The 23,426-nt window shown below is 74.1% G+C and carries 20 protein-coding genes; 16 read left to right on the top strand and 4 right to left on the bottom strand.

Annotation, left to right across the window (positions count from 1 at the left end; translation table 11 throughout):
• The first annotated feature begins 14 nt into the window (after window positions 1–14).
• Genes ACQZOG_RS23310 through ACQZOG_RS23240 form a run of 15 tightly spaced genes read left to right on the top strand, consistent with a single transcriptional unit; the run spans window position 15 to window position 18,572 of the window.
• Window positions 15–2,210: a bi-domain-containing oxidoreductase gene (locus ACQZOG_RS23310; RefSeq protein WP_430741767.1), complete on the top strand. Its 2,196-nt coding sequence runs from the start codon at window positions 15–17 to the stop codon at window positions 2,208–2,210.
• The gene (locus ACQZOG_RS23305; protein ID WP_430741766.1) at window positions 2,207–4,150 is read left to right on the top strand and encodes an alginate lyase family protein; all 1,944 of its coding nucleotides are present in this window, start codon (window positions 2,207–2,209) and stop codon (window positions 4,148–4,150) included. Before ACQZOG_RS23310 ends, ACQZOG_RS23305 begins: the two co-directional genes overlap by 4 nt.
• Before the next feature lie 9 nt (window positions 4,151–4,159).
• On the top strand, window positions 4,160–5,737 hold the full coding sequence (locus ACQZOG_RS23300; protein WP_203549962.1) for a right-handed parallel beta-helix repeat-containing protein: 1,578 nt from the start codon (window positions 4,160–4,162) through the stop codon (window positions 5,735–5,737).
• 1 nt (window position 5,738) lies between these two features.
• On the top strand, window positions 5,739–6,983 hold the full coding sequence (locus ACQZOG_RS23295) for an O-antigen ligase family protein (RefSeq protein WP_203549963.1): 1,245 nt from the start codon (window positions 5,739–5,741) through the stop codon (window positions 6,981–6,983).
• Window positions 6,984–8,249 (top strand): glycosyltransferase, encoded by a 1,266-nt coding sequence (locus ACQZOG_RS23290; RefSeq protein WP_380827396.1) that lies wholly within the window; start codon window positions 6,984–6,986, stop codon window positions 8,247–8,249.
• Window positions 8,246–9,481, top strand: a complete 1,236-nt coding sequence (locus ACQZOG_RS23285) for a class I SAM-dependent methyltransferase (RefSeq protein WP_136238001.1) — start codon at window positions 8,246–8,248, stop codon at window positions 9,479–9,481. Before ACQZOG_RS23290 ends, ACQZOG_RS23285 begins: the two co-directional genes overlap by 4 nt.
• Complete coding sequence (locus tag ACQZOG_RS23280; RefSeq protein ID WP_033277157.1) at window positions 9,478–10,278, top strand: glucose-1-phosphate cytidylyltransferase; 801 nt, start codon at window positions 9,478–9,480, stop codon at window positions 10,276–10,278. The genes ACQZOG_RS23285 and ACQZOG_RS23280 overlap by 4 nt, the downstream gene beginning before the upstream one ends.
• Complete coding sequence (locus tag ACQZOG_RS23275) at window positions 10,275–10,922, top strand: PIG-L deacetylase family protein (RefSeq protein ID WP_033277179.1); 648 nt, start codon at window positions 10,275–10,277, stop codon at window positions 10,920–10,922. Before ACQZOG_RS23280 ends, ACQZOG_RS23275 begins: the two co-directional genes overlap by 4 nt.
• Before the next feature lie 4 nt (window positions 10,923–10,926).
• Window positions 10,927–11,952: an NAD-dependent epimerase/dehydratase family protein gene (locus ACQZOG_RS23270; protein WP_033277156.1), complete on the top strand. Its 1,026-nt coding sequence runs from the start codon at window positions 10,927–10,929 to the stop codon at window positions 11,950–11,952.
• A complete protein-coding gene (locus tag ACQZOG_RS23265) occupies window positions 11,940–13,223 on the top strand; it encodes a DUF4910 domain-containing protein (RefSeq protein WP_058917123.1) in 1,284 nt (427 codons plus the stop codon). Before ACQZOG_RS23270 ends, ACQZOG_RS23265 begins: the two co-directional genes overlap by 13 nt.
• A gap of 5 nt (window positions 13,224–13,228) precedes the next feature.
• Window positions 13,229–14,521, top strand: coding sequence for a hypothetical protein (locus tag ACQZOG_RS23260; protein WP_136238000.1), 1,293 nt, complete (start codon window positions 13,229–13,231; stop codon window positions 14,519–14,521).
• Between the two features lie 7 nt (window positions 14,522–14,528).
• On the top strand, window positions 14,529–15,476 hold the full coding sequence (locus ACQZOG_RS23255) for a glycosyltransferase family 2 protein (RefSeq protein ID WP_058917121.1): 948 nt from the start codon (window positions 14,529–14,531) through the stop codon (window positions 15,474–15,476).
• Window positions 15,477–15,487: 11 nt separating this feature from the next.
• The gene (locus tag ACQZOG_RS23250) at window positions 15,488–16,693 is read left to right on the top strand and encodes a polysaccharide pyruvyl transferase family protein (protein ID WP_033277152.1); all 1,206 of its coding nucleotides are present in this window, start codon (window positions 15,488–15,490) and stop codon (window positions 16,691–16,693) included.
• Window positions 16,690–17,250, top strand: coding sequence for a dTDP-4-dehydrorhamnose 3,5-epimerase (gene rfbC, locus ACQZOG_RS23245; protein WP_033277151.1), 561 nt, complete (start codon window positions 16,690–16,692; stop codon window positions 17,248–17,250). Before ACQZOG_RS23250 ends, rfbC begins: the two co-directional genes overlap by 4 nt.
• A complete protein-coding gene (locus ACQZOG_RS23240) occupies window positions 17,247–18,572 on the top strand; it encodes a glutamate-1-semialdehyde 2,1-aminomutase (protein WP_058917119.1) in 1,326 nt (441 codons plus the stop codon). The genes rfbC and ACQZOG_RS23240 overlap by 4 nt, the downstream gene beginning before the upstream one ends.
• Before the next feature lie 62 nt (window positions 18,573–18,634).
• On the opposite strand, the gene ACQZOG_RS23235 is transcribed toward ACQZOG_RS23240, so the two are convergent.
• The 3 genes from ACQZOG_RS23235 to ACQZOG_RS23225 form a co-directional block, all read right to left on the bottom strand.
• Entirely contained in the window at window positions 18,635–19,318 is a 684-nt protein-coding gene (locus ACQZOG_RS23235; RefSeq protein ID WP_430741765.1) for a phosphatase PAP2 family protein, read from the bottom strand.
• Between the two features lie 119 nt (window positions 19,319–19,437).
• Window positions 19,438–19,632: a hypothetical protein gene (locus ACQZOG_RS23230; RefSeq protein WP_033277148.1), complete on the bottom strand. Its 195-nt coding sequence runs from the start codon at window positions 19,630–19,632 to the stop codon at window positions 19,438–19,440.
• Window positions 19,633–19,722: 90 nt separating this feature from the next.
• Window positions 19,723–20,523, bottom strand: coding sequence for an SDR family NAD(P)-dependent oxidoreductase (locus ACQZOG_RS23225; protein ID WP_033277178.1), 801 nt, complete (start codon window positions 20,521–20,523; stop codon window positions 19,723–19,725).
• A 137-nt stretch (window positions 20,524–20,660) separates the two neighbouring features.
• On the opposite strand from ACQZOG_RS23225, the gene ACQZOG_RS23220 reads away from it, so the two are divergent.
• A complete protein-coding gene (locus ACQZOG_RS23220; RefSeq protein WP_430741764.1) occupies window positions 20,661–22,037 on the top strand; it encodes a cryptochrome/photolyase family protein in 1,377 nt (458 codons plus the stop codon).
• Window positions 22,038–22,070: 33 nt separating this feature from the next.
• Here the strand turns inward: ACQZOG_RS23220 and ACQZOG_RS23215 are convergent, their stop codons facing one another.
• Window positions 22,071–23,315 (bottom strand): NAD(P)/FAD-dependent oxidoreductase, encoded by a 1,245-nt coding sequence (locus ACQZOG_RS23215; RefSeq protein WP_037642136.1) that lies wholly within the window; start codon window positions 23,313–23,315, stop codon window positions 22,071–22,073.
• Window positions 23,316–23,426 lie beyond the last annotated feature (111 nt).

Here is a 23,426-nt window from a genome sequence, read left to right as displayed (position 1 = left end):
ACAAGAGGAACTCCGTGAAACAGGTAGTGCAGAACTACAAGAGCGGCGAGCTGGCGCTGCTCGACGTGCCGGCGCCGGGCGCAAAGCCGGGCGGGGTGCTGGTGCGCAGCGCCTTCTCCCTGATCTCCACCGGCACCGAGATGATGAAGGTGTCCGAGGCCGGCATGTCGATGCTGGGCAAGGCGCGGTCACGGCCGGACCAGGTGGCGAAGGTCGTGCAGAGCGTCGCCACCAACGGGGTGCCGGCGACGTACCGCAAGGTGATGGGCAAGCTCGACTCGTACACGCCGCTCGGGTATTCGCTGTGCGGGGTGGTCGAGCAGGTCGGCGCCGGCATCGACGACGTGAAGGTGGGCGACGTCGTGGCGTGCGCGGGCAACGAGCACGCGCTGCACGCCGAGCTGAACTGGGTGCCGAAGAACCTGTACGTGCCCGTCCCGGACGGGGTGGCGCCCCGGCACGCGGCGTTCGGCACCGTCGGGTCGATCGCGCTGCAGGGCGTGCGGCAGGGCGAGTCGCGGCTCGGCGAGGTGGCCCTGGTGATCGGTCTCGGGCTGATCGGGCAGCTGGTCACGCAGCTGCTGAACGCCTCCGGGGTGCGGGTGGTCGGCGTGGACCCCGACCCGGCGCGCTGCGAGCTGGCCGAGCGGCTGGGCGCGGCGGCCTGCGGCGACCCGGGTTCGGCGAGCGTGGAGAGCGCGGTCGCCGAACTCACCGGCGGCATGGGCGTGGACCAGGTGTATCTGGCGGCCGGCGGGAGCAGCAACCAGCCGGTGGAGCTGGCCGCGCGGCTGTGCCGGGACCGCGGCCGGGTGATCGACATCGGCAAGTGCCGGCTCGACCTGCCGTGGAACGCGTACTACGAGAAGGAACTCGACGTCCGCTTCTCCCGCAGCTACGGGCCCGGGCGCTACGACCCGGAGTACGAACTCCAGGGCCGCGACTACCCGGTCGGCTACGTCCGCTGGACCGAGCGCCGCAACCTGGGGTGCTTCCTCGACCTGATCGCGCGGGGCAGCGTGGACGTGGAGCCGCTCGTGTCGCACGTCGCGGACTTCGAGGACGCCGTGGAGACGTACCGGCGGCTCGAGGAGGGCGAACTCAGGGCGGTGGCCGTGCTGTTCCGGTACGCGGCGGAGGACGCGCCCGCCGTCGAGGCGCCGGAGGTGACGGTGCCCAAGGTGCCGGAGCTGCCGCGGCCGTCCGGCCGTACGGCTCCCGCGCGGCGGTCCGGCGCGGTGCGGCTGGCGTTCGTCGGCGCGGGGAACTACGCGTCGTCGATGCTGCTGCCGCATCTGACGGGACGTGACGGCGTGGAGCTGTCCACGGTCGTCACCACCACGGCGCTGTCCGCGGCCAACGCGCAGCGGAAGTTCGGCTTCGGGAAGGCCACCACCGACCTGGACGCGGCGCTGGGCGACCCGGCCGTGGACGCGGTGTTCGTGGTGACCCGGCACAGTTCGCACGCCGAGCTGACGCGGCGGGCGCTGCTGGCGGGCAAGGCGGTGTTCGTGGAGAAGCCGCTGGCGCTCACCGAGGAGGAGCTGGCCTCCGTGCTGGCGGCGGTGGAGGAGTCCGGCAACGACCGGATCCAGGTGGGCTTCAACCGCCGGTTCGCCCCGCTGCTGCGGGAGGCACGGGAGCTGTTCGGCGACCGCACCGGCCCGGCGAGCCTGCGCTACCTGGTCAACGCGGGCCGGCTGGACCACGGCAGCTGGTACCTGCGGCAGGACACCGAGGGGTCCCGGTTCGCCGGGGAGGGCGGGCACTTCGTCGACACCGCGAGCTGGCTGCTGGACGCCGACCCGGTGTCGGTGTACGCGGCCGCCCCGGCCGGCAACGAGGACCTGCAGATCGTGCTGGGCTACCCGGACGGGTCCACGGCGACGATCAGCTACGTCACCTCCGGGCCCTCGTCCTTCCCGAAGGAGACGCTGGACCTGATCGCGGACGGCAAGGTGCTGCGGCTGGACGACTTCACGCGGGCCGCCGTGTACGACGGGCGGCGCCGGCAGTGGGCCGGCTCGCGGCTGCCGAAGGCCCGCGACAAGGGGCAGAACGCGGAGCTCGCGGCGTTCGTGAAGGCCGTGCGGACCGGCGGGCCGATGCCGGTGCCGCTGGAGTCGCTGGCCGCGACGACGACGGCCACGCTCGCCGTGCGCACGGCGCTGGCGAGCGGCGTCCCGGTGACCCTGGCGGGGGCGCGATGAGCATGAGCGCGGGGTGGTACCTGCGGCGGCTGTCCCGGATGGGGCCGCGGGAGGCCGGCGGCCGGGCCGTCGACGCGGTGCGCCGGCGGCGCTGGCGGTCGGGGCTGCCCGAGCGGCCTCCGGTGACGGGCGTCCGGTTCACGGCCGTGCTGCCCGACGGCGCGCTCGCCGGGGTGGACCCGGACGCGGTGAAGCGGCTGGTCGCCGAGGCGGACCGGCTGATGGCGGGGCGGGCCGAGTTCTTCGGCGTGGTCCGCGACGACATGGCCGACCCGGACTGGCAGTTCGACCCGAAAACCGGCCGCCGCACCCCGCTGGAGCACGCCTTCGACGTGCCGTACCGGGACGAGGAGGCGGTCGGCGACATCAAGCAGATCTGGGAGCCGTCCCGGCACCAGTACCTGACCGTGCTGGCCGCCGCGTACGCGCTCACCGGGAACGACCGGTACGCGGAGCGGGTGGCCGCGCATCTGCGCTCGTGGTGGGAGGCCAACCCGCCGCTGCGGGGCGCGCACTGGGTGAGCGGCATCGAGCTGGGCATCCGGCTGCTGTCGTGGGTGTGGATCCGGCGGCTGCTGGACGGCTGGGCGGGCGCGCCCGCCCTGTTCGAGGAGAACCCGGCGGCGCTGGACCAGATCTGGCACCACCAGCGCTGGCTGGCCGCGTTCCCCAGCCGGGGCTCGTCGGCGAACAACCACGCGGTCGCCGAGGCGGCCGGGCAGCTCGCCGCGTCCTGCGCGTTCGGCTGGTTCCCCTACTCGCCGCGGTGGCGGGCGGACGCGGTGCGCGACCTGGACCGGCATCTGCGCGCCAACACCTTCCTGTCCGGGATCAACCGGGAGCTGGCGAGCGAGTACCACGGGCTGGTGCTGGAGCTGGGCCTGGCCGCGCTGGCCGAGGCGGACGCCGCGGGCGTGCCCGTGCCCACGACGACGCGGCTGGTACTGCTGCGGATGACGGACGCGCTCGCGGCCGTCGTCGACGACCGGCTGCGCCCGCCCCGGCAGGGTGACGCGGACGACGGGCACGGGCTGGTGCTTGACGGCCCGGACACCGACCGCTGGGGGTCGCTGCTGGCCACCGGCGAGGCGGTGTTCGGCCGGCTCGGCTGGTGGCCGGAGGTGCCCGGCGCCGACGTGCGCACCCCGCTGCTGGCCTCGCTGACCGAGCCGTACGGCGAGGGCGTGGCACGTCCGGAGAGCCGGCCGGCGCACTTCGCGGACGCGGGGCTGACCGTGCTGCGGGGGCCCGGGGGGATCTGGTGCCGCTGCGACGGCGGGCCGCACGGGTTCCTGTCGATCGCCGCGCACGCCCACGCGGACGCGCTGTCGGTGGAGGTGCGGCACGACGGGGTCGACGTGCTGGCCGACCCGGGCACGTACTGCTACCACGGCCTGCCCGAGTGGCGGAGCTACTTCCGCTCCACGCTCGGCCACAACACGCTCGAGGCGGGCGGCCGGGACCAGTCGGTGTCGGGCGGCCCGTTCCTGTGGACGCGGCACGCCACCACCCGGGTGCTGAAGGTGGACGCCGACGGGGAGAAGGCGGCGCGCTGGTGCGCCGAGCACGACGGTTACCGGCCGCTGCTCCACCGGCGGCAGGTGGACGTCGCCCGGGAGAGCCGTGAGGTGCGGGTGGCCGACACGGTGAGCGGCGACCGCCGGGTGGTGCGTCTGGCGTTCCACCTCGGCCCGGACATCACGGCGGAGCTGGAGGGGAGCCGGGCGCGGCTCACCTGGACGCGGGACGGCGAGGACCGCTCGGCCGTGCTGGACCTGCCGGCCGGGCTCACCTGGCGGGCGCACCGGGGCGAGAGCGGGCCGCCGCTCGGCTGGTACTCCCCCGGGTTCGGGCGCAAGGTGCCGAGCACCACGCTGGTCGGCAGCGGATCCGTCGACGGGACGGCCGAGTTCACCACCGTTCTCGGGTTCGACGGCTAGGGGGCTGCGATGGGTCTGCGCGGAGGGGGCGTGCGCCGGTGGCGGCGCTGGGTGTCGGCGGCCGGGCTGGCGCTGGTGCTGGTGGCGACCGCCGGCTGCGAGAGCGAGCCCGAGCCGGAGACGAAGCCGGACGGGCGGTCACGGGCGGACGCCCGCACGCAGCCGGAGGACTCCGGCGGGGCGCCCGAGGCCGTGGCCCGGGTGTGCGAGAAGCCGAAGCCCGGTCCGGCGAAGGCGCCGTCCGGCGCGGTGACCGTGGACCCCTCGGTGCCCGGCGACCTCTCCGCGAAGACCAACGCCCGCCCCGAGGGGACCACGTTCTGGCTGAAGCCCGGCAGGCACCGGCTCGCCGACGACCGGTACGCGCAGGTGGAGCCCAAGGACGGCAACACCTACATCGGCGCGCCCGGCGCGGTCCTCGACGGCCGGAGGACCAACCAGTACGCGTTCGGCGGCGGCGCGCGCGACGTGACCATCCGTCACCTGACCGTGCAGGGGTTCGTCGCGCCCCACGACGAGGGCGTGGTCAACCACGACTCGGCCGACGGCTGGGTGATCGAGCACTCCCGGGTCCAGTTCAACTCCGGCGCCGGGCTGATGGCCGGGTCCGGCCAGCAGGTGCGGGCGAGCTGCCTGCGCGGCAACGGCCAGTACGGCATGAACGCGTACAAGGGGTCGGGTCCGCTGCGTGACCTCGTGCTGGAGGGCAACGAGATCACCGACAACAACCGGCACGACTGGGAGACGAAGCGGCCCGGCTGCGGCTGCACCGGCGGCGTGAAGTTCTGGGCCGTCGACGGCGCGGACGTGCGCGGCAACTGGGTGCACGGCAACCGCGGCACCGGTCTGTGGGCGGACACCAACAACAACGACTTCCTGATCGAGGGCAACGTCCTGGAGGACAACCAGGGCGCCGCCCTGATGTACGAGACCAGCTACAACGCGGTGATCAGGAACAACACGATCCGGCGGAACAACTGGGTGGAGGGGAAGCGGTACGCCGAGCGCGGCGACAGCTTCCCGTTCGCCACCGTCTACATCTCGGAGTCGGGCGGCGAGCCCCGGGTGAAGGCCCGCACGGACACGCTGGAGATCTCCGGGAACCTCTTCGAGGACAACTGGAACGCGATCACCCTGTGGGAGAACGCCGACCGGTTCTGCAACAGCCCCGCCAACACCTCCTCGGCCGACTGCACCCTGCTCGTCGAGGACATCGACCGCTGCGCGCGGCCGGGCATCACCAAGGCGCCGCTGTACACGGACTGCCGGTGGCGGACCCAGCGGGTGGACGTCCACCACAACCGGTTCCTGCTGGACAAGTCCGCGATGGACTGCGCGTCGATGTGCGACCGCATGGCGGTCCTCGCCAACTACGGCACCTATCCGGACTGGTCGCCGTACATGGGCGAGAAGGTCGCCGACGCCATCACGCTGAAGCAGCACAACCGCTGGCGGGAGAACGTCTACGAGGGGCCGTGGACGTTCGTCGCCCACGACCCGAGCGGCGAGCTGGACTTCCGGGAGTGGCAGGGCGCGCCGTACCGGCAGGACGCGGGCAGCACCCACCGTGCCGGGGAAGGTGGTTGACGTGCGGGTGGAGCACACGCCGAGGACGGTCGGGACGGTGTGGGGGCTGCTGGTCCTCAACACCCTCGGCTCCACGGGGGCGGAGACGATCGTGCCGCTGCCCCGGTCGCTGATCCAGATGGTCACGATGGGCGCCCTGGTCGCCGCGTTCGGACTGGCGCTGGCCGTGAACCTGCGGCTGCGGGTGCGGCCCAGCGCGTTCCTGCTGCTGCTCAGCCTGCTGCTGGTGCCGAGCCTGATCTCCAGCGTGGACCTGAGCGCCGGGTTCGGGGCGCTGTTCCGGTGCGGCCGGTTCGCGGTGTTCGTGGCCACGCTGTGGCTGCTCTCCCGCTGGTGGGACGGCTCCACCACGTTCGTGCGGTACCACATCCGCTGGTACTTCCTGGTGCTGTGCTCGGTCGCCGCCGGCCTGCTGCTGTCGCCCGGCGCCGCGCTGCCCGACCTCTACGGCGGCCGGCTCGTGGGCGCGCTGTGGCCGCTGACGCCACCCCAGATCGGGCAGTACGCGGCGGTGGTCGTGGGGCTCGCGGTGCTGCTGGTGCTGGGGCGTCGGACCGACCGGCGGAGCGCCGCGCTGGTGATCGTGCCGTCGTTGGCGCTGCTCGCCCTCACGCACACCCGGACGGCGACGATCGGGCTGCTCGCCGGGCTCCTGGTGGCGATCGGCTCGATGGTGCTGACCAGCGCCGCCGCCCGCCGCTGGTTCGGCTGGGCGCTCGCGTGCGCCGCGGTGGCCGCGGTCGCGTTCGGCTCGCTGCTCCAGGCGTGGTTCCTGCGCGGGCAGACCGAGGAGAACTTCTCCACCCTCACCGGCCGCGCCAAGGTGTGGGAGGCGCTGCTCGACGCGCCCCGGTCGGGCGCGGAGCAACTGTTCGGGGTGGGGCTCGGCGACAAGTCGTTCGACGGGCTGCCCATCGACAACAGCTGGCTGGCCGTCTACCACGAGCAGGGCCTGCTGGGCGTGACGCTGGTGGCCGGGTTCGTGCTGGTGCTGGGCACGGTCGCGCTGCTGCGGCCGCCGTCGCTCGCGCGGGCCTGCGCCCTGTTCCTGATCACCTACTGCGGGCTCGCCTCGTACACCGAGGCGGGTCTGGGCGACGCCTCGCCGTACCTGCTGCACCTGGCCCTCGCGGCCTCCCTGCTGGTGGCGCCCACCGCCCCGCCCGCGCCCGGCGCCGGTCCGCCGGCGCCGGAGCCCGTCCACCGGAGCGTCGCGCGGCCGGTCCGCGGCAAGGAGGTGGCGTGAATGCACGTCATGGTGGTGCACAACCGCTACGCGTCGGCGCAGCCGAGCGGGGAGAACAAGGTCGTCGACCAGGAGGTGGCGCTGCTGCGGGAGGCCGGCCACCGGGTCGGGGTGTTCGAGCGGCGCAGCGACGACATCGCGGCCCGCTCGCTGCCGGCCAAGGCCGCGATACCGCTGCTGGTGCCGTGGAACCCGGCGGTGCGCGCCCGGCTGGCGGAGCGGCTGCGGGCCGAGCGGCCGGACGTGGTGCACCTGCACAACGTCTTCCCGCTGCTGTCGCCCGCGGTGATCGCGGCCTGCGCGGACGCCGGGGTGCCGGCCGTCGCCACGCTGCACAACTACACGCAGGTGTGCCCGCCGGGGACGCTGCACCGGGACGGCTCGCCGTGCACGGCGTGCGTGGGCCGGGCGCCGCTGCCCGCCGTCCGGCACGGCTGCTACCGCGGCAGCGCGCTGGCGACGGTGCCGCTCGCGGTGAGTCTGTCGGTCAACCGGCGGCGCTGGTGGTCGGGCGTGGAGCGGTTCTTCTGCATCTCGGCGGCGCAGCGCGAGGTGCTGGTGGGCGCGGGGATGCCGGCCGGCCGGCTCGTGGTGAAGCACAACTTCGTGCCGGAGACGCCCGTGCGGCGCACCGGCCCGGGTGAGCACCTGCTGTACCTGGGGCGGCTCGCTGAGGTGAAGGGCGTACGGCTGCTGATGGCCGCGTGGGACGAGCTCGCCGCGGCCGGCGGGGCCGGTGTGCCGCTGGTGATCGCCGGTACGGGCCCGCTGGAGGCGGAGGTGGCGGCCTGGGCGGCGGGCCGGGACGACGTGCGGTACGTCGGCCTGTACGACCGGGTGCGGTGCCGTGAGGCCGTCGCGGGGGCGGTGGCCGTGGTGGCCCCGTCGACCTGGAAGGAGGCCTTCGGGCTGGTGGTCGTGGAGGCGATGGCGGCGGGGGTGCCGGCCGTCGCCGCCGGGCACGGCGCCTTCACCGAGCTGGTCGAGGACGGGGTGACCGGGCTGCTGCACCGGCCGGACGACGCCGCGTCGCTGGCGGTCGCGCTGCGCCGGGTCACCGCGGACGGCGACGGCAACCGGGAGATGGGCCGCGCGGCCCGGCTCCGGTACGAGCGGGGCTTCAGCCCCGAGGTGGGGCTCAAGCACCTGGAGGAGGGGTACCGCGCGGCGATCGCGGGACACGGCGGGGCCGACCCGTCGCGAGGGGACACGCACACGGGCTCGCGCCGGGGGGACCTGCGCGAGCGGGATGGGGGAAGCAGATGACACGTTGCCGACTGTGCGGCTCGACGGCGCTGGAGAGCGTCGTCGACCTGGGGGCGACCCCGCCGTGCGAGAGCTTTCTCTCGGCGGAACGGCTGGACGCGCCGGAGCCGACGTACCCGCTGCACCTGCGGGTCTGCACGGACTGCTGGCTGGCGCAGATCCCGCCGCTGATCACGCCGGAGGAGACGTTCAGCGAGTACGCGTACTTCTCGTCGTACTCCTCCTCCTGGGTGGAGCACGCGCGGGTCTTCGTCGAGGACGCGGCGGCGCGGCTCGGCCTGGGCGAGGACTCCTTCGTGGTGGAGGTGGCGAGCAACGACGGCTATCTGCTGCGCCACGTGGTGGACCGGGGCGTCCGCTGCCTGGGCGTGGAGCCGTCGGTGAACGTCGGCGCGGCGGCGCGGGAGGCGGGCGTGCCCACGCACACCGCGTTCCTGAGCCCCGAGACGGGCGCGGAGGTGCGCGCCGAGCACGGGCCGGCCGACCTGGTGGTCGCCAACAACGTGTACGCGCACATCCCGGACGTCATCGGCTTCACCAAGGGGCTGCGCGCGCTGGTCGCCGACGACGGCTGGGTGTCGATCGAGGTGCAGCACCTGCTGACCCTCATCGAGGAGAACCAGTACGACACGATCTACCACGAGCACTTCCAGTACTACACGGTCGCCTCCGCGATCCGGGCGCTGGCCGGCGGCGGGCTGACGCTGGTGGACGTGGAGCTGCTGCCCACGCACGGCGGGTCGCTGCGGCTGTGGGCGCGCCCCGACGAGGCGGCCGGGGAGCCGAGCCGCCGGGTCTCCGACGTCCTGGCCCGGGAGAAGGCCGCCGGGCTCCAGGAGCTGTCCGGGTACACCGAGTTCTCCGCCCGGGTGGCGAAGGTGCGCCGGGACCTGCTGCGGTTCCTGGTCGAGGCGGCCGAGGAGGGCAAGACGGTCGTCGGCTACGGCGCCCCCGGCAAGGGCAACACGCTGCTCAACCACTGCGGGATCCGGCCCGACCTGCTCGCGTACACGGTGGACCGCAACCCGTACAAGCACGGCCGGTACACGCCGGGCACGCGCATCCCGATCCTGCCGCCGGAGCGGATCGCCGCCGACCGGCCGGACTACGTGCTCGTGCTGCCCTGGAACCTGCGCGCCGAGCTGACCGAGCAGCTGGCGTACGTGCACGAGTGGGGCGGCCGCCTTGTCTTCCCCATCCCGGAACTGAGCATTGTCGAGGTCGAGCGATGAAGGTCGTACTGTTCTGCGGCGGTTACGGGATGCGCATGCGCGCCGGGGCGAACGACGACATACCCAAGCCGATGGCGATGGTCGGACCGCGCCCGCTGATCTGGCACGTGATGCGCTACTACGCGCACTACGGGCACAAGGAGTTCATCCTCTGCCTGGGCTACGGCGCCCACCACATCAAGAACTTCTTCCTCACCTACGAGGAGACCGTCTCCAACGACTTCGTGCTGCGCGGCGGCCGCACCGAGCTGCTGTCCACCGACATCGCCGACTGGACCATCACCTTCGCGCAGACCGGCATCGAGTCGCCCATCGGGGAGCGGCTGCGCCGGGTGCGGGAGCACCTGGACGGCGACGAGATGTTCCTCGCCAACTACGCGGACGTGCTCACCGACGCCCCGCTGCCGGAGATGATCGACCGGTTCTCCCGCCGGGACGCGGGCGCGTCGATGATGGTGGTGCCGCCTCAGTCGTCGTTCCACTGCGTGGAGCTGGGCCAGGACGGCCTGGTGGGCGGCATCACCCCGGTGAGCGAGCTGCCGCTGTGGGAGAACGGCGGCTACTTCGTGCTGCGCCAGGAGATCTTCGACCACATCCCGGAGAACGGAGATCTCGTCGCCGACGGGTGTGCCCAACTGGCCAAGCGGGGAAGGCTCGTCGCACACCGGCACCGCGGCTTCTGGCAGCCGACCGACACGGTCAAGGAGCGTACGGCGCTGGACGAGGCCTACGCCCGGGGGGACCGTCCGTGGGCCGTGTGGGAGCGGGAGCGTACGGGGACGGGGGTGAGCGCGTGATCCGGCTGGGAACCGGGCGTCTGGAGCGGGTCGTCGCGGTGGGCGCGCACTGCGACGACATCGCCATCGGCGCCGGCGGCACGCTGCTGACCCTGTGCCGGGCCCACCCGGGCCTCAGGGTCGACGCGCTGGTGCTGTCCGGCGGCGGCACGGAGCGCGAGCAGGAGGAGCAGGAGGCGCTCGCCGCGTTCTGCCCGGGCGCCGATCTCCGGCTCACCGTGGACAAGCTGCCCGACGGCCGGCTGCCCGCGCACTGGGCCGAGGCGAAGGCCGCGGTGGAGGAGCTGCGCGCCCGCACCGAGCCCGACCTGGTGCTCGCGCCGCGCACCGAGGACGCGCACCAGGACCACCGGGGCCTGGCGAAACTGATGACCACCGCGTTCCGCGACCATCTCGTGCTGGGCTACGAGATCGTCAAGTGGGACGGGGACCTGGGCCGTCCGGTGGTGTACCAGCCGCTGGCGCCGGAGACGGCCGAGGACAAGGTGCGGCTGCTGCAGGAGCACTACCCCTCGCAGCGGCACCGGCCCTGGTACGACCGGGAGGCCTTCCTGGGGCTCGCCCGGATCCGGGGCATCGAAAGCAACGCGCGCTACGCCGAGGCGTTCGCCGTCACCAAACTCACTGTCGACCTGGGGGGTTGAAACCTTGCGCGTACTGCTCACCGGACACCAGGGCTATCTGGGCACCGTGATGGCCCCGGTGCTCACGGCCGCCGGACACGAGGTCACCGGGCTGGACGCCGGCCTGTTCGCCGACTGCGTGCTGGGGCCGGCCCCCGCGGACCCTCCGGGGACGCGGGTGGACCTGCGGGACGTCACGGCCGACCACGTGGCCGGGGTGGACGCCGTGATCCACCTGGCCGCCCTGTCCAACGACCCGCTGGGGGCGCTGGCGCCGGAACTGACCTACGACATCAACCACCACGCGTCCGTGCGGCTGGCGAAGCTGGCGCGCGACGCGGGGGTGCGGCGCTTCCTGTACGCCTCGACCTGCTCGGTCTACGGCGCGGCGGGCGGCGACGAACTGGTGGCCGAGGACGCCCCGTTGCGGCCGGTGACGCCGTACGCCGAGTCCAAGGTGCGGGTGGAGGACGACCTGCACGCGCTGGCCGACGACGACTTCAGCCCGGTGTACATGCGCAACGCGACCGCCTTCGGGTTCTCGCCGCGGCTGCGCGCCGACATCGTGCTGAACAACCTCGTCGGGCACGCCCTGCTGTCCGGTGAGGTGCTGGTGCTGTCCGACGGCACGCCGTGGCGTCCGCTGGTGCACGCCGCGGACATCGCCCGCGCGTTCACGGCCGCGCTGGAGGCGCCGCGGGAGGCGGTGCACGACCGGGCCTTCAACATCGGCAGCGAGACCAACAACGTCACGGTCGCGGAGATCGCCCAGCAGGTCGCGGACGCGGTCGACGGCTCCAAGGTGGTCATCACCGGGGAGACCGGCGCCGACCCGCGCTCCTACCGGGTGGACTTCTCCCGGTTCCGGGAGGCGATCCCCGGCTTCGACTGCGCATGGACCGTGAAGCGCGGCGCGCTCGAACTGGCGGACGCCTACCGGACGCACGGACTGACCCGGGAGGCGTTCGAGCAGCGGTTCACCCGGCTCGCCGTGCTGCGCGCCGCGTCCGACGCGGGCACGGTCGACGACACCCTGCGGTGGCGGTCGTGACGACGCCCGGCGAGGAGATGCACGCCCTGGTGGAGCGGATGTACCCGCTCCGCCGGAGCATCACCGGCGACGGGGTGCGCGCCACCCTGGACGTCGTCGGCGAGCATCTGCCGCTGGAGGTGCACGAGGTGCCCACCGGGACGCAGGTGCTCGACTGGACGGTGCCGCAGGAGTGGAACGTCCGCGAGGCGTGGATCGCCGACCCGTCCGGGCGGCGGGTCGTCGACCTCGCCGACTCCAGCCTGCACGTGCTCGGGTACAGCGTGCCGGTGTCGGCGCGGATGCCCCTGTCGGAGCTGCGTCCGCATCTGCACACCCTGCCCGAGCACCCGACGTGGGTGCCGTACCGCACGAGTTACTACAAGCCGGACTGGGGCTTCTGTCTCGCGCAGGAGACCCTGGACGCGCTGCCGGACGGCGAGTACGAAGTGCGGATCGACTCCACCCTCGCGGACGGGCACCTCACCTACGCCGAGCACGTGGTGCCGGGGCAGGTGCCCGACGAGGTGCTCGTCTCCAGTCACGTCTGCCACCCGTCGCTGGCCAACGACAACCTGGCCGGCATCGCGGTGGCCACGTTCCTCGCCCGGTCGCTGGCCGAGGGCACGCCGTACTACACGTACCGGTTCCTGTTCGCGCCCGGCACCATCGGGGCGATCACCTGGCTGGCCCGCAACGCCGGCCGGGTGGAGCGGGTGAAGCACGGTCTCGTGCTGGCCTGCGCGGGCGACCGCGGCTCGCTGACGTACAAGCGCAGCAGGCGCGGGGACGCGGAGATCGACCGGGTGACGCGGTACGTGCTGGAGACCTCCGGACGGCCGCACGAGATACGGGAGTTCACCCCGTACGGCTACGACGAGCGGCAGTTCTGCTCGCCGGGGTTCGACCTCGGGGTGGGGTCGCTCAGCCGGACGCCGTACGCCGGCTACCCGGAGTACCACACCTCGGCTGACGACCTGGACTTCGTGACGCCGGAGGCGATGGAGGACACCCTCGCCGTCTGCCGGGAGGTGTTCGCCGTGCTCGACCGCAACCGGCGGTACGTCAACCTCAGCCCGTACGGGGAACCGCAGTTGGGGCGGCGCGGGCTCTACGGGGCGCTCGGCGGGCGCAGCGACGCGCAGGAGGCCCAGATGGCGATGCTGTGGGTGCTCAGCCTCTCCGACGGCGAGCACGCCCTGCTGGACGTGGCCGAGCGGGCCGGTCTGCCGTTCGACACCGTCGTCGCGGCGGCCGACGCCCTGCACGGCGCCGGGCTGGTCAAGGCGTGAGGCCGATGGCCGCCGAGGAGGCCAGGACGACGACGGCGCCGGAGCGTCCGGCCCGCACCGTGACGAAGGCCGTCGCGGGCAGGCTGTCGTGGGGGCTCGCCGACCAGGCGGCCTCCAGCCTGTCCAACTTCGCCGTGGGCGTGTACGTGGCGCGCTCGCTGGGACTGACCGCGTTCGGCGTGTTCAGCCTGGCCTGGGTGACCTACGGCGTGGTGCTCAGCGTCTCCCGAGGTCTGGCCACCGACCCGCTCGTGGTGCGGTTCAGCGGTGTGTCCGAGGCGTCCTGGCGGCAGGCGGTGTCCCGCTCCACGGGCACCTCGCTGGGCGTCGGCGCGGTCATCGGCGCGCTGTGCGTGGCTCTCTGGCCGCTGCTCGGCGGCAGTGTGGGGGCCGCGTTCGCCTGCCTGGGCGTGGTGCTGCCCGGGCTGCTGCTGCAGGACGCCTGGCGGTACTCGTTCTTCGCGGCCGGCGTCGGCCGGAAGGCGTTCGTCAACGACGTGGTGTGGGGCGTGGCCCTGATCCCCGCCATGGTCGTGGCGGCCCAGGTGGGCACGGTGCCCGCGTTCGTGCTCGCCTGGGGCGGCTCGGCCGCGGTGGCGGGGGTGTACGGCTGGGCGCAGTCCGGCATCCGGCCCGTGCTCACCGGGGCCCGGCCGTGGATCCGCGACCACCGTGACCTCGGCTACCGCTACCTGGTCGAGAACACCTGCGTGAGCGGTGCGGGCCAGCTGCGCGCGTACGGGCTCGGCGCCATCGTCGGCGTCGGCGCGGTCGGCGTCGTCCGGGGCGCCGAACTGCTGCAGGGCCCGTTCCTGGCCGTGCTGATGGGACTGACGCTGGTCACCGTGGCCGAGGCGGCGCGGATGCTGCGGCAGGCCCCGCACCGGCTCGGCCGGTTCTGTCTGTTCCTGGGCGGCGGCCAGGCGGTCGCCGCCCTGCTGTGGGGCTGCGTGCTGCTGCTGATGCCGGACCGGGCTGGGGAGCTGGTCCTGGGAGACGTCTGGCCCGCCGCCAAGGAACTCATTGTTCCGGCCACCCTCAGTGTCGCGGGGGCCGGTGTCGGTACCGGAGCGGCCGCCGGGCTGCGCGCGCTCGGCGCGGCCCGGCTCAGTCTCCGGTGCCAGATCTTCGCCTCGGTCTGCTACGTGGGCCTCGGGATCGGCGGTGCGGCCCTCGGCGGCACCGTCGGCTCGGCCTGGGGGGCCGCCGCCGCATCGGTGTGCGGATCGGCCGCGTGGTGGCTGCACCTGAAGATCGCACTGCGCGAGCACCACCGAGATCTCTCATCCGTGAAGTGAGGACGTCATGACCGCGCAACCCCGGCTGAGCATCGGCCTGCCCGTGTACAACGGCGAGGAGTACCTCGCCGAGTCGCTGGAGGCCCTGCTCGGCCAGACGTACGAGGACTTCGAGTTGGTCGTCACCGACAACGCGTCGACCGACGGGACCGAGGACATCTGCCGCCGCTACGCCAAGCAGGACTCCCGGATCCGGTACATCCGGCTGCCCCGGAACATCGGCGCCGCGCCGAACCACAACTACGTCTTCACCCAGTGCCGCGGCGAGCTGTTCAAGTGGGCCTCGCACGACGACCTGTACGCCCGTGACCTGCTGAAGCGCTGCGTGGAGGCGCTGGACGAGCACCCGGACGTGATCCTCGCCCACAGCGACCAGGCCGTCATCGACGAGGACGGCAAGGTCAAGGTGCCGTACGCGTACACGCTGAACACCGGCTCGCCGCACGCCCCGGAGCGGTTCCGCAGCCTCCTGTTCGAGCCCGGCGGCGACGACTTCTACGGCGTGATGCGCGCCGACGTGCTGCGCCGGGTCAAGCCGCACGACAGCTACCACCACGCGGACCGCACGTTCGTCGCCGAGATCACCCTGCACGGACGCTTCCACCAGGTGCCGGAGCTGCTGTACTTCCGCCGCGACCACCCCACCCGCGCCGAGCGGGCCAACCCCTCCAAGCGCGCCCGCTGCGTCAACCTGGACCCGCGCCGCGCGGGAGTGCTGCACCCGACGCCCCGCCTCCTCGCCGAGTATGTGTGGGGGTTCGTGTCGGCGGTGAAACGGGCCCCGCTGTCCGCCGCCGACCGGCGCGCCTGCTACCGGCACCTGGCCTCGTGGGCGACCAGCCGGGTCCGCCCGGGCGCCGGCGAGCGGGTCGAGGACCGGACTCCGGTCGACCCGGCCGCGCTCGACGTCTCCGTCGACGCCCTGGTCGCCGGCCGTGAGAGGGGTGCCGCGTGACGTCTTCCCGAGTGGGCCTCTTCGGTCTGTTCGGCTCCGGGAACGTCGGCAACGACGGCTCACTGGTGGCGCTCCTCGACCATCTGCGCGCGGACCGTCCGGAGGCGGAGGTGGACGCCCTGTGCGGCGGCCCCGAGACCGTCACGGCCCGGTACGGCATACCCGCGGCACGGCTGCACTGGTTCCGCGGCGAGTACCGCACGGCGGCGCGCCCGGGCGACATCCTGGGCAAGGGCGTGGGCAAGCTCGTGGACGCCTTCCGCATCGCGGCCTGGGTGCGCCGGCACGACGTCGTGCTCGTCCCCGGCACCGGGATCCTGGAGAGCACCCTGCCGCTGCGGCCGTGGGGCATGCCGTACTCGCTGTTCCTGGTGTGCGCGGCGGGGCGGCTGCTGCGCACGCCGGTCGCGCTGGTCGGGGTCGGGGCGTCCGAGACCGGCAGCCGGCCGGTGCGGGCGCTGACCCGGTGGGCGGCGCGGCTGGCCGCGTACCGGTCCTACCGGGACACCCTGTCGCGGGACGCGATACGGGCGATGGGCGTGGACACCCGGCACGACGAGGTGTACGCGGACCTGGTGTTCGCCCTGCCGACTCCCCCGCCGGGCGACTCCTCCGGGCCGGCCGGGCCGGTGTGCGTGGGCGTCATGGACTTCGGCGGCAGCAACGACGAACGGGACCGGGCGGACGAACTGCGCCGCCGCTACCTGGACGGCATGACGCGGTTCGTGCGCGCGCTGGCCGCGGAGGGCAGGCCGGTACGGCTGCTCACCGGCGACGACGTGGACCGGCCGGTGACCGAGGCGATCCTCGAGGCGGTCGACTCCCCGCTGGTCACCGCCGCCGCGACGGCGTCGCTGGGCGACCTCATGAAGGAGATGGCGGTCGCGGACACGGTGGTGGCGACCCGCTACCACAACCTGGTGTGCGCGCTGAAGGTCGGCACCCCGGCGCTCGCCGTGAGCTACGCGGCGAAGAGCGACCGGCTGATGGCCGACATGGGGCTGGGCGAGCACTGCCACCCGGCGCGGGACATCGACGCGGGCCGGCTGCTCGAGCAGTTCCACGCGCTGGAGCGGAACCGGGCGGAGGTCAGGCGGACCCTCGTCGAGGGCAACCCGGTCCTGGCCGGGCGGGTCCGCCGCCAGTTCGAGGCGCTGAACGCGCTCTTACCGGCGTCCGGCGCCGCCCCCGACCCCGCACGACAGGAGACCCCATGAAGGTGACCGAGGTCCCGGCGATCGCCGGGGCGTTTCTGTTCGAGCCGACACCGTTCACCGATGAACGAGGCTTCTTCTGCCGCACGTTCGACGCGGACGTCGCGCGGTCCGCGGGCATCGACCCGGACGCCTTCGTCCAGGACAGCCTGTCCCGTTCGGTGCGGGGCGTGGTGCGCGGCATGCATCTGCGGTCCGGGGAGGGCGAGGCCAAGCTGGTGCGCTGCTCCCACGGCCGGATCTTCGACGTGGTGGTGGACCTGCGGCCCGGCTCGCCGACGTATCTGCGCCGGGCCACGTTCGAGCTGTCCGGCGACACGCAGGCCACGCTGTACGTGCCGGCGGGCTGCGCGCACGGCTTCCAGGCGCTGACGGACACCGCCGACACGTCGTACCGGATCGACCGCGAGCACGACCCGTCGGAGGACGTGACGATCGCCTTCGACGACCCCGAACTCGCCGTCCCCTGGCCGCTGCCGGTCACGCTGACGTCCGAACGGGACCGCAAGGCGCCGGGCCTGGCAGAGGTGCTGAGGACGCTGGAGGTGAAGGCGCCATGAACGGTGAGGAGTGGGAGCTGCCCCGGTCGCGGGCGGTGAACGAGCGGCTGCACGCGGCGATCCCGGGCGGGGCGCACACGTACGCCAAGGGCGACGACCAGTACCCGCAGGACCTGGCGCCGGTCATCGACCACGGCCGCGGCGCCCGCGTGTGGGACGTCGACGGAAACGAGTACCTCGAGTACGGCTCGGGGCTGCGGTCGGTGAGCCTCGGTCACGCCCATCCGCGGGTGCTGGAGGCGGTACGGCGGGAGCTGGAGCGGGGCAGCAACTTCGTGCGCCCGTCGGTGGTGGAGGCCCAGGCGGCGGAGCGGTTCCTCGCCACGGTGCCGACCGCCGAGATGGTGAAGTTCGCGAAGAACGGCTCCGACGCGACCACGGCGGCGGTGCGGCTGGCGCGCGCCGTCACCGGGCGCACCCGGGTCGCGCTCTGCGCGGACCACCCGTTCTTCTCGGTGGACGACTGGTTCATCGGCACCACGCCCATGTCGGCGGGCATCCCGTCGCGGACCACGGACCTGACGGTGACGTTCCCCTACGGGGACCTGGCCGCCGTGGAGGCGCTGTTCGACCGGTACCCGGACGAGATCGCCTGCCTGATCCTGGAGCCGGCCACCCAGACGGAGCCGCCGCCGGGTTACCTCGCAGGGCTGCGCGACCTCGCGCACCGCCACGGGAGCGTGCTGGTCTTCGACGAGATGATCACCGGCTTCCGCTGGTCGGAGGCGGGCGCCCAGGGCCTGTACGGGGTGACCCCCGACCTGTCCACCTTCGGCAAGGCGCTGGGCAACGGCTTCGCGGTGTCCGCGCTGGCCGGGCGCCGCGAGCTGATGGAGTGGGGCGGGCTGCGGCACGACGGCGACCGGGTGTTCCTGCTGTCCACCACGCACGGCGCGGAGACGCACGCCCTGGCGGCGGCGATGGCCGTGCAGACGACCTACGTGGAGGAGGGCGTCACCGCCCGGCTGCACGCGCTGGGCGAGCGGCTGGCCGCGGGCGTCCGGGACGCGGCGGCCGCGATGGGCGTCGCCGACCATGTCGTGGTCCGGGGCCGCGCCAGCAACCTGGTCTTCGCGACGCTGGACGCGCGGGGCCGCCCGTCGCAGGAGTACCGGACGCTGTTCCTGCGCCGCCTGCTGACCGGCGGGGTGCTGGCCCCGTCGTTCGTGGTGAGCGGCGCGCTCGAGGAGGCCGACGTCGACCGCACGGTGGACGTGGTCGGCCAGGCGTGCGCGGTGTACCGCAAGGCGCTGGACGCGGGCGATCCGACGCCGTGGCTGGGGGGCAGGCCGGTGCGGCCGGTGTTCCGGCGGACGGTGTGAGGTGGGGGCGTGGGGCGCCGTTCCTCGGACCGGCGCCCGACGCTCCCCCGGCCGGCGGCCCGTCACCTCGCATGGGCGCGGCGGGCGTCGGCCACCCGGTCGATCACCCAGGCCGCCGCCGGCACCACCGCCAGCGCGGTGCAGCAGCCGCCCACCGTGTCCGTCGGGTAGTGCGCCCCGGTGGCGACCTGGGCCCAGCCCATGAGGGCGCCTGCGGCCGAGGCGACGGCCACGGCGAGCACGGTCCCCGACGTCGGACCGAGCCCGAACCGCCCCGCCGCGAGCAGCGCCAGGGCGAGGGCGAAGGCCGTGAGGAAGGCGGTGTGGCCGCTCGGGAAGGCCAGGTTGTCGTCGCCGTTGATGGTGCGCGCGGCGAGCGGTTTGAGCAGCCGCGTCACCCCGACGGCGAGGGCGGGTCCGGCGAGCAGCAGGACGGCGGCGCGGGTCCTGCGGGCCCTCAGGCAGCCGACGACACCGGCCGTGAGCAGCAGCAGGGCTCCCCCGGGGTCACCCAGGAAGTCCGTCGCGTTCGCGACATGCCACCAGGGCGCCCCGACGCCGTACGCGGCCTCCCCGATCCGGGCGTCCGTCCGGCCGGGCACGGCGTCACCGGCGTACCGGACGCCGAGCACGAGGACCACGAGTCCGGCGAGCACGGCGACCACGGCAAGACGCCCGCGCATCACCACGGGCAGCACCGCCGCAGCGGTCACCTTGCCGTCCGTCACCGTCACCGTGCCGCCCACCCTCGTGCAACGCCCCCTTGTCAGGTTAACCGACCTGCCGGGCGCGCGAGTTGGCGGGACGGATCACCGCCGAGGGGCGCGCCGTCGGTCACGGCGCGCCCCTCGGGGGTGGAGAACCCTCACTCCGGATGGTCCGGCTGCTGCTCCGGCGGCTTGCCGCCGCCCCGTCCGCCGCCCTTGGCGCCGCGGTCGGTGCCGTGGGCGTGGCCGCCCGCGCCCCGGCCGGGCTGGGACGCCTTGCGGGCCCCGCTGTCCTGCGGCGTGGCCCCGCCCTTGTCGCTGCGCCGCAGCTCGGGCTGTTGCGGGTTCGACATGGTCTCCTCCTCGCATCGCCTGCGCGTCGTGCGCGCCTGCCGCTCCCCGGGTGTCTCGTGCGCGCGGGCCGAAACGCGCTGTCGATCAGGTCAGTCGCGTGAGCCGTCGCCCGTGCCCGGTTCGGCGAGGCGCCGGTGGGCCGCCGCCTTCACGCCGTCGGGCAGGACCTTTCCGGCCAGCCCCTGCGCCTTGGTCATCAGCGACCCGGTGACGGCCTTCTTCTCGCCCTTCACGATCGCCTCGAACGCCTGCTCCGCCACCTGCTCCGGCGGGTCCTTCTTCATGGAGCCCATGCGGGTGTCGTCCGTCATGTCCGCCCGGTCGAAGAACTCCGTCTCCGTCGGGCCCGGCATGAAGGCGGTGACCGTCACCCCGGTGTCCTTCACCTCCTCCGCCAGCGCCTGCGCGAAGCTCTGCACGAAGGATTTGGACGCGTTGTAGACGGGCTGGAAGGAGCCCGGCATCTGGGAGGCGACGGACGAGGTGAAGGCGAGCCGTCCCTCGCCGCGCGCCGCCATCGCCCGCAGCAGCGGCTTGGCCAGCCGTACGGTCGCGGTGACGTTGAGGTCGATGACCGCCTGGTCGTCGGCCAGGTCGGTGTCGACGAAGGCGCCGCCCTGGCCGACCCCGGCGTTGAGGACGGCGACGTCGACGGTCAGGCCGTCGAGCGCGTCGAGGAGCAGGAAGCGCCCCTCGCCGGTCCGCAGGTCGGCGCGGACCGCGCGCACCTCCCCGCCCGCCTCCCGCAGCCGCACGGCGGCGGCCTCCAGCTCCTCGTCCTCGGCGTTCACGACGAGGTCGTACCCGTGCGACGCGAACTGCCGGGCCAGCTCGAGGCCGATGCCGCTGGACGCGCCGGTGATCAGTGCGAGTGGCCGTGTCTCAGTCATGCGGGACGGGTAACCCCGCCCGCCCGGGTCACGCACCCCGGCCGCCACCGGCGACGTTTCCCGCGCCGCCCCGGCGGTTACTCGCGGCGGTGCGGCACGACGCATGCCTCCCGCCGCCCGACCTCCGGAGTGACGCCATGACCGTCGCCGTGGTCCTCTTCACCGCCGACCTGCGTCTGCGCGACCACCCCCCGCTGCACGCGGCGCTCAGGTCCGCGGACGAGGTGGTGCCGCTGTTCGTCCAGGACAGCGGCATTCACGCGGCCGGCTTCGACGCGCCGAACCGGCGGGCCTTCCTCGCGGACTGCCTGCACGACCTCGACGCCTCGCTGCGGCAGCGCGGCGGGCGGCTCGTGGTCCGCTCGGGGCCGGTCGTGCCGGAGGTGTGCGCGGTGGCCGCCGCGTGCGGGGCCGCCGAGGTGCACATGGCGGCGGGCGTGACGGCGTACGCCCACCGCCGTGAGGAGCGGCTGCGCGAGGAGCTCGGCGCCGTCGGCGTGGCGCTGCGCGTGCACGACGCGGTGATCACCGCGCTCGCCCCGGGGACGGTGACCCCGTCCGGCTCGGGCCACTACGGCGTGTTCACCCCGTACCTGCGCCGCTGGTCGCAGCAGACCCTACGCACGCCCCTCGCGGCGCCCCGCGCCGTCCGCGTCCCCGACGGGGTGCGGGGTGAGCCGCTGCCCGGCCGCGCGGACGTGTCCGGCACCTCCCCCGGTCTCCCGCCCGGAGGGGAGACGGCCGGCCGGGACCGGCTGGCGCGGTGGTCGCGCTCCGGGGGCATGGCCGCCTACGAGGACCGGCACGACGACCTCGCGGGCGACGCCACGTCGCGGCTGTCGCCGTACCTCCACTTCGGGACGCTCTCCGCGGCGGAGGCCGTCCACCGGGCACGCGAGCAGGGCGGTCCTGGCGCGGAGGCGTTCGTGCGTCAGCTCTGCTGGCGGGACTTCCACCACCAGGTGCTGGCGGCGCGCCCCGAGGCGTCCTGGCGGGACTACCGCGCCCGCGACGACCACTGGCGCGGCGAGGACGACGCCACTGAGGACATCGCCGCGTGGCGGGACGGCCGCACCGGCTACCCGATCGTCGACGCGGCCATGCGGCAGCTGCGGCACGAGGGCTGGATGCACAACCGGGCCCGCCTGCTTTCGGCGAGCTTCCTGACGAAGACGCTGTACGTCGACTGGCGGATCGGCGCCCGGCACTTCCTGGACCTGCTGGTGGACGGCGACGTCGTCAACAACCAGCTCAACTGGCAGTGGGCCGCCGGCACGGGCACCGACACCCGCCCGCACCGCGTCCTCAACCCCACGGTCCAGGCCAGGCGCTTCGACCCGGACGGCGCGTACGTACGCCGCTGGGTCCCGGAACTCGCGGACGTCGACGGCAGGCGGATCCACGAACCGTGGCGCCTCCCGCCGGACCTGCGCGACGCCCTCGGCTACCCCGACCCGGTGGTGGACCTCGCCGAGGGGCTCACCCGTTTCCGTCGCGCGCGGGGCCGCGACTGACCCACCGGGGGCCCACGGACACCAGGCGTCACATCACGCCGTCGTGTCGGCCAGCACCTCCCGTGCCGCGCGCGTCCCCGACGCGAGGGCGCCCTGCACGGAGCCGGTGGCCCGGTGGTCCCCGCACACGTACCGGCCCGGCCACAGACGGGTGGTGCGGCTCAGCGGCCAGGGCGGCGCCATCGCCGGCAGCGCCCCCTCGACCGTGCGCACGTCCACCCGCTGCCAGCCGCCCGTGTCGGTGCCGTACAGCTCGGCGAGCCGCCGGAGCACGGTCCGTTCCCTGCCCGGTTCGTCGGCTCCCAGGACGGACGTGGAGATCAGCGCGGTGCCCTCGGGGGCGTAGGTGGGGGCGACCCGCGAGAGCACGCAGGTGTTCAGGACGGTGCCGGTGCTGTCCACCCGGAGGACGGGTTCGTCGGCGGGGCTCGCGTCGGCGGCGTGGTGGTACGTGGTGACGGTGCGGGTGGCGGGCACGGGCAGCCCCGGCAGCAGCAGTGCGGCGGTCGCCGGTTCGGTCGCCACCACCACGGCACGGGACGGGATCTCGCTGCCGTCCTCCGTCAGCACCCCGTCGTCGGTGAGGGAGGAGACGGGCGTGCCGAGTCGCAGGACGCCGTCCGGGAGGCCGGCGGCCAGCTGGGCGGGCACGGCCCCGACGCCCCGGGCCGGCAGGCACAGGGAGCCGCGGACCATGCTGCGCCACACCAGGTGGAAGAAGCGGGCGGAGGTCTCCAGCCGGTCCTCCAGGAAGACGCCCGAGAGGAACGGCCGGAGGATCTCGTCGACCATGGCGTCCGACACCCCGGCCCGCTTCAGGGCCCGGGAGGTGGAGCCGTCCCGGCGCCGTCTGACGGCCGACGCCGGCAGCAGGGCGTCCCAGGCGGTGAGCCCGGCCAGCGCGGCCAGGTCGCGCGCCCCGGGAAGCCGCCCCGGCGTCAGGGCCTCCGACGCGCCGGACTCCCTGGTCGGGTCCACGAGCCGGACGGGGCCCCGCGAGGTGTGCGCGACGACACCCGCCGTGAACGGCCGCAGGCGCAGGCTTCCGAGGTCCAGGCGCCGCTTCACCTGCGGGTAGGAGGTGTTGAACACCTGGAACCCGCGGTCCAGCAGGAACCCGTCCCGCCGGTCCGTGCGCATCCGGCCGCCCACGCCGTCGGACGCCTCCAGCAGCGCCACCCGCCGGCCGGCACGGCACAGGTCCAGCGCGCACGCCAGCCCCGCCAGGCCCGCGCCCACGACGACCACGTCCGGCGCCCCGCGACGGTGCTCGCTCATGCTGCTCCTCGGTGGGCCGCCCGGCCGCAGCCGGGAAGGTCGGGACGCGGCCGCCCGCGCGGCCCTCCCTTCGCCGGTACCCGCGACCGGCGGGCACAGCCCCTCGAGGAA

Origin of the sequence: Streptomyces sp. P13-3-3 (assembly GCF_050571355.1) — a bacterium.
Lineage (GTDB): Bacteria > Actinomycetota > Actinomycetes > Streptomycetales > Streptomycetaceae > Streptomyces > Streptomyces althioticus.
The sequence above is the reverse complement of the archived record's forward strand: the minus strand, read 5'-3'. Positions and strand labels throughout refer to the sequence as shown.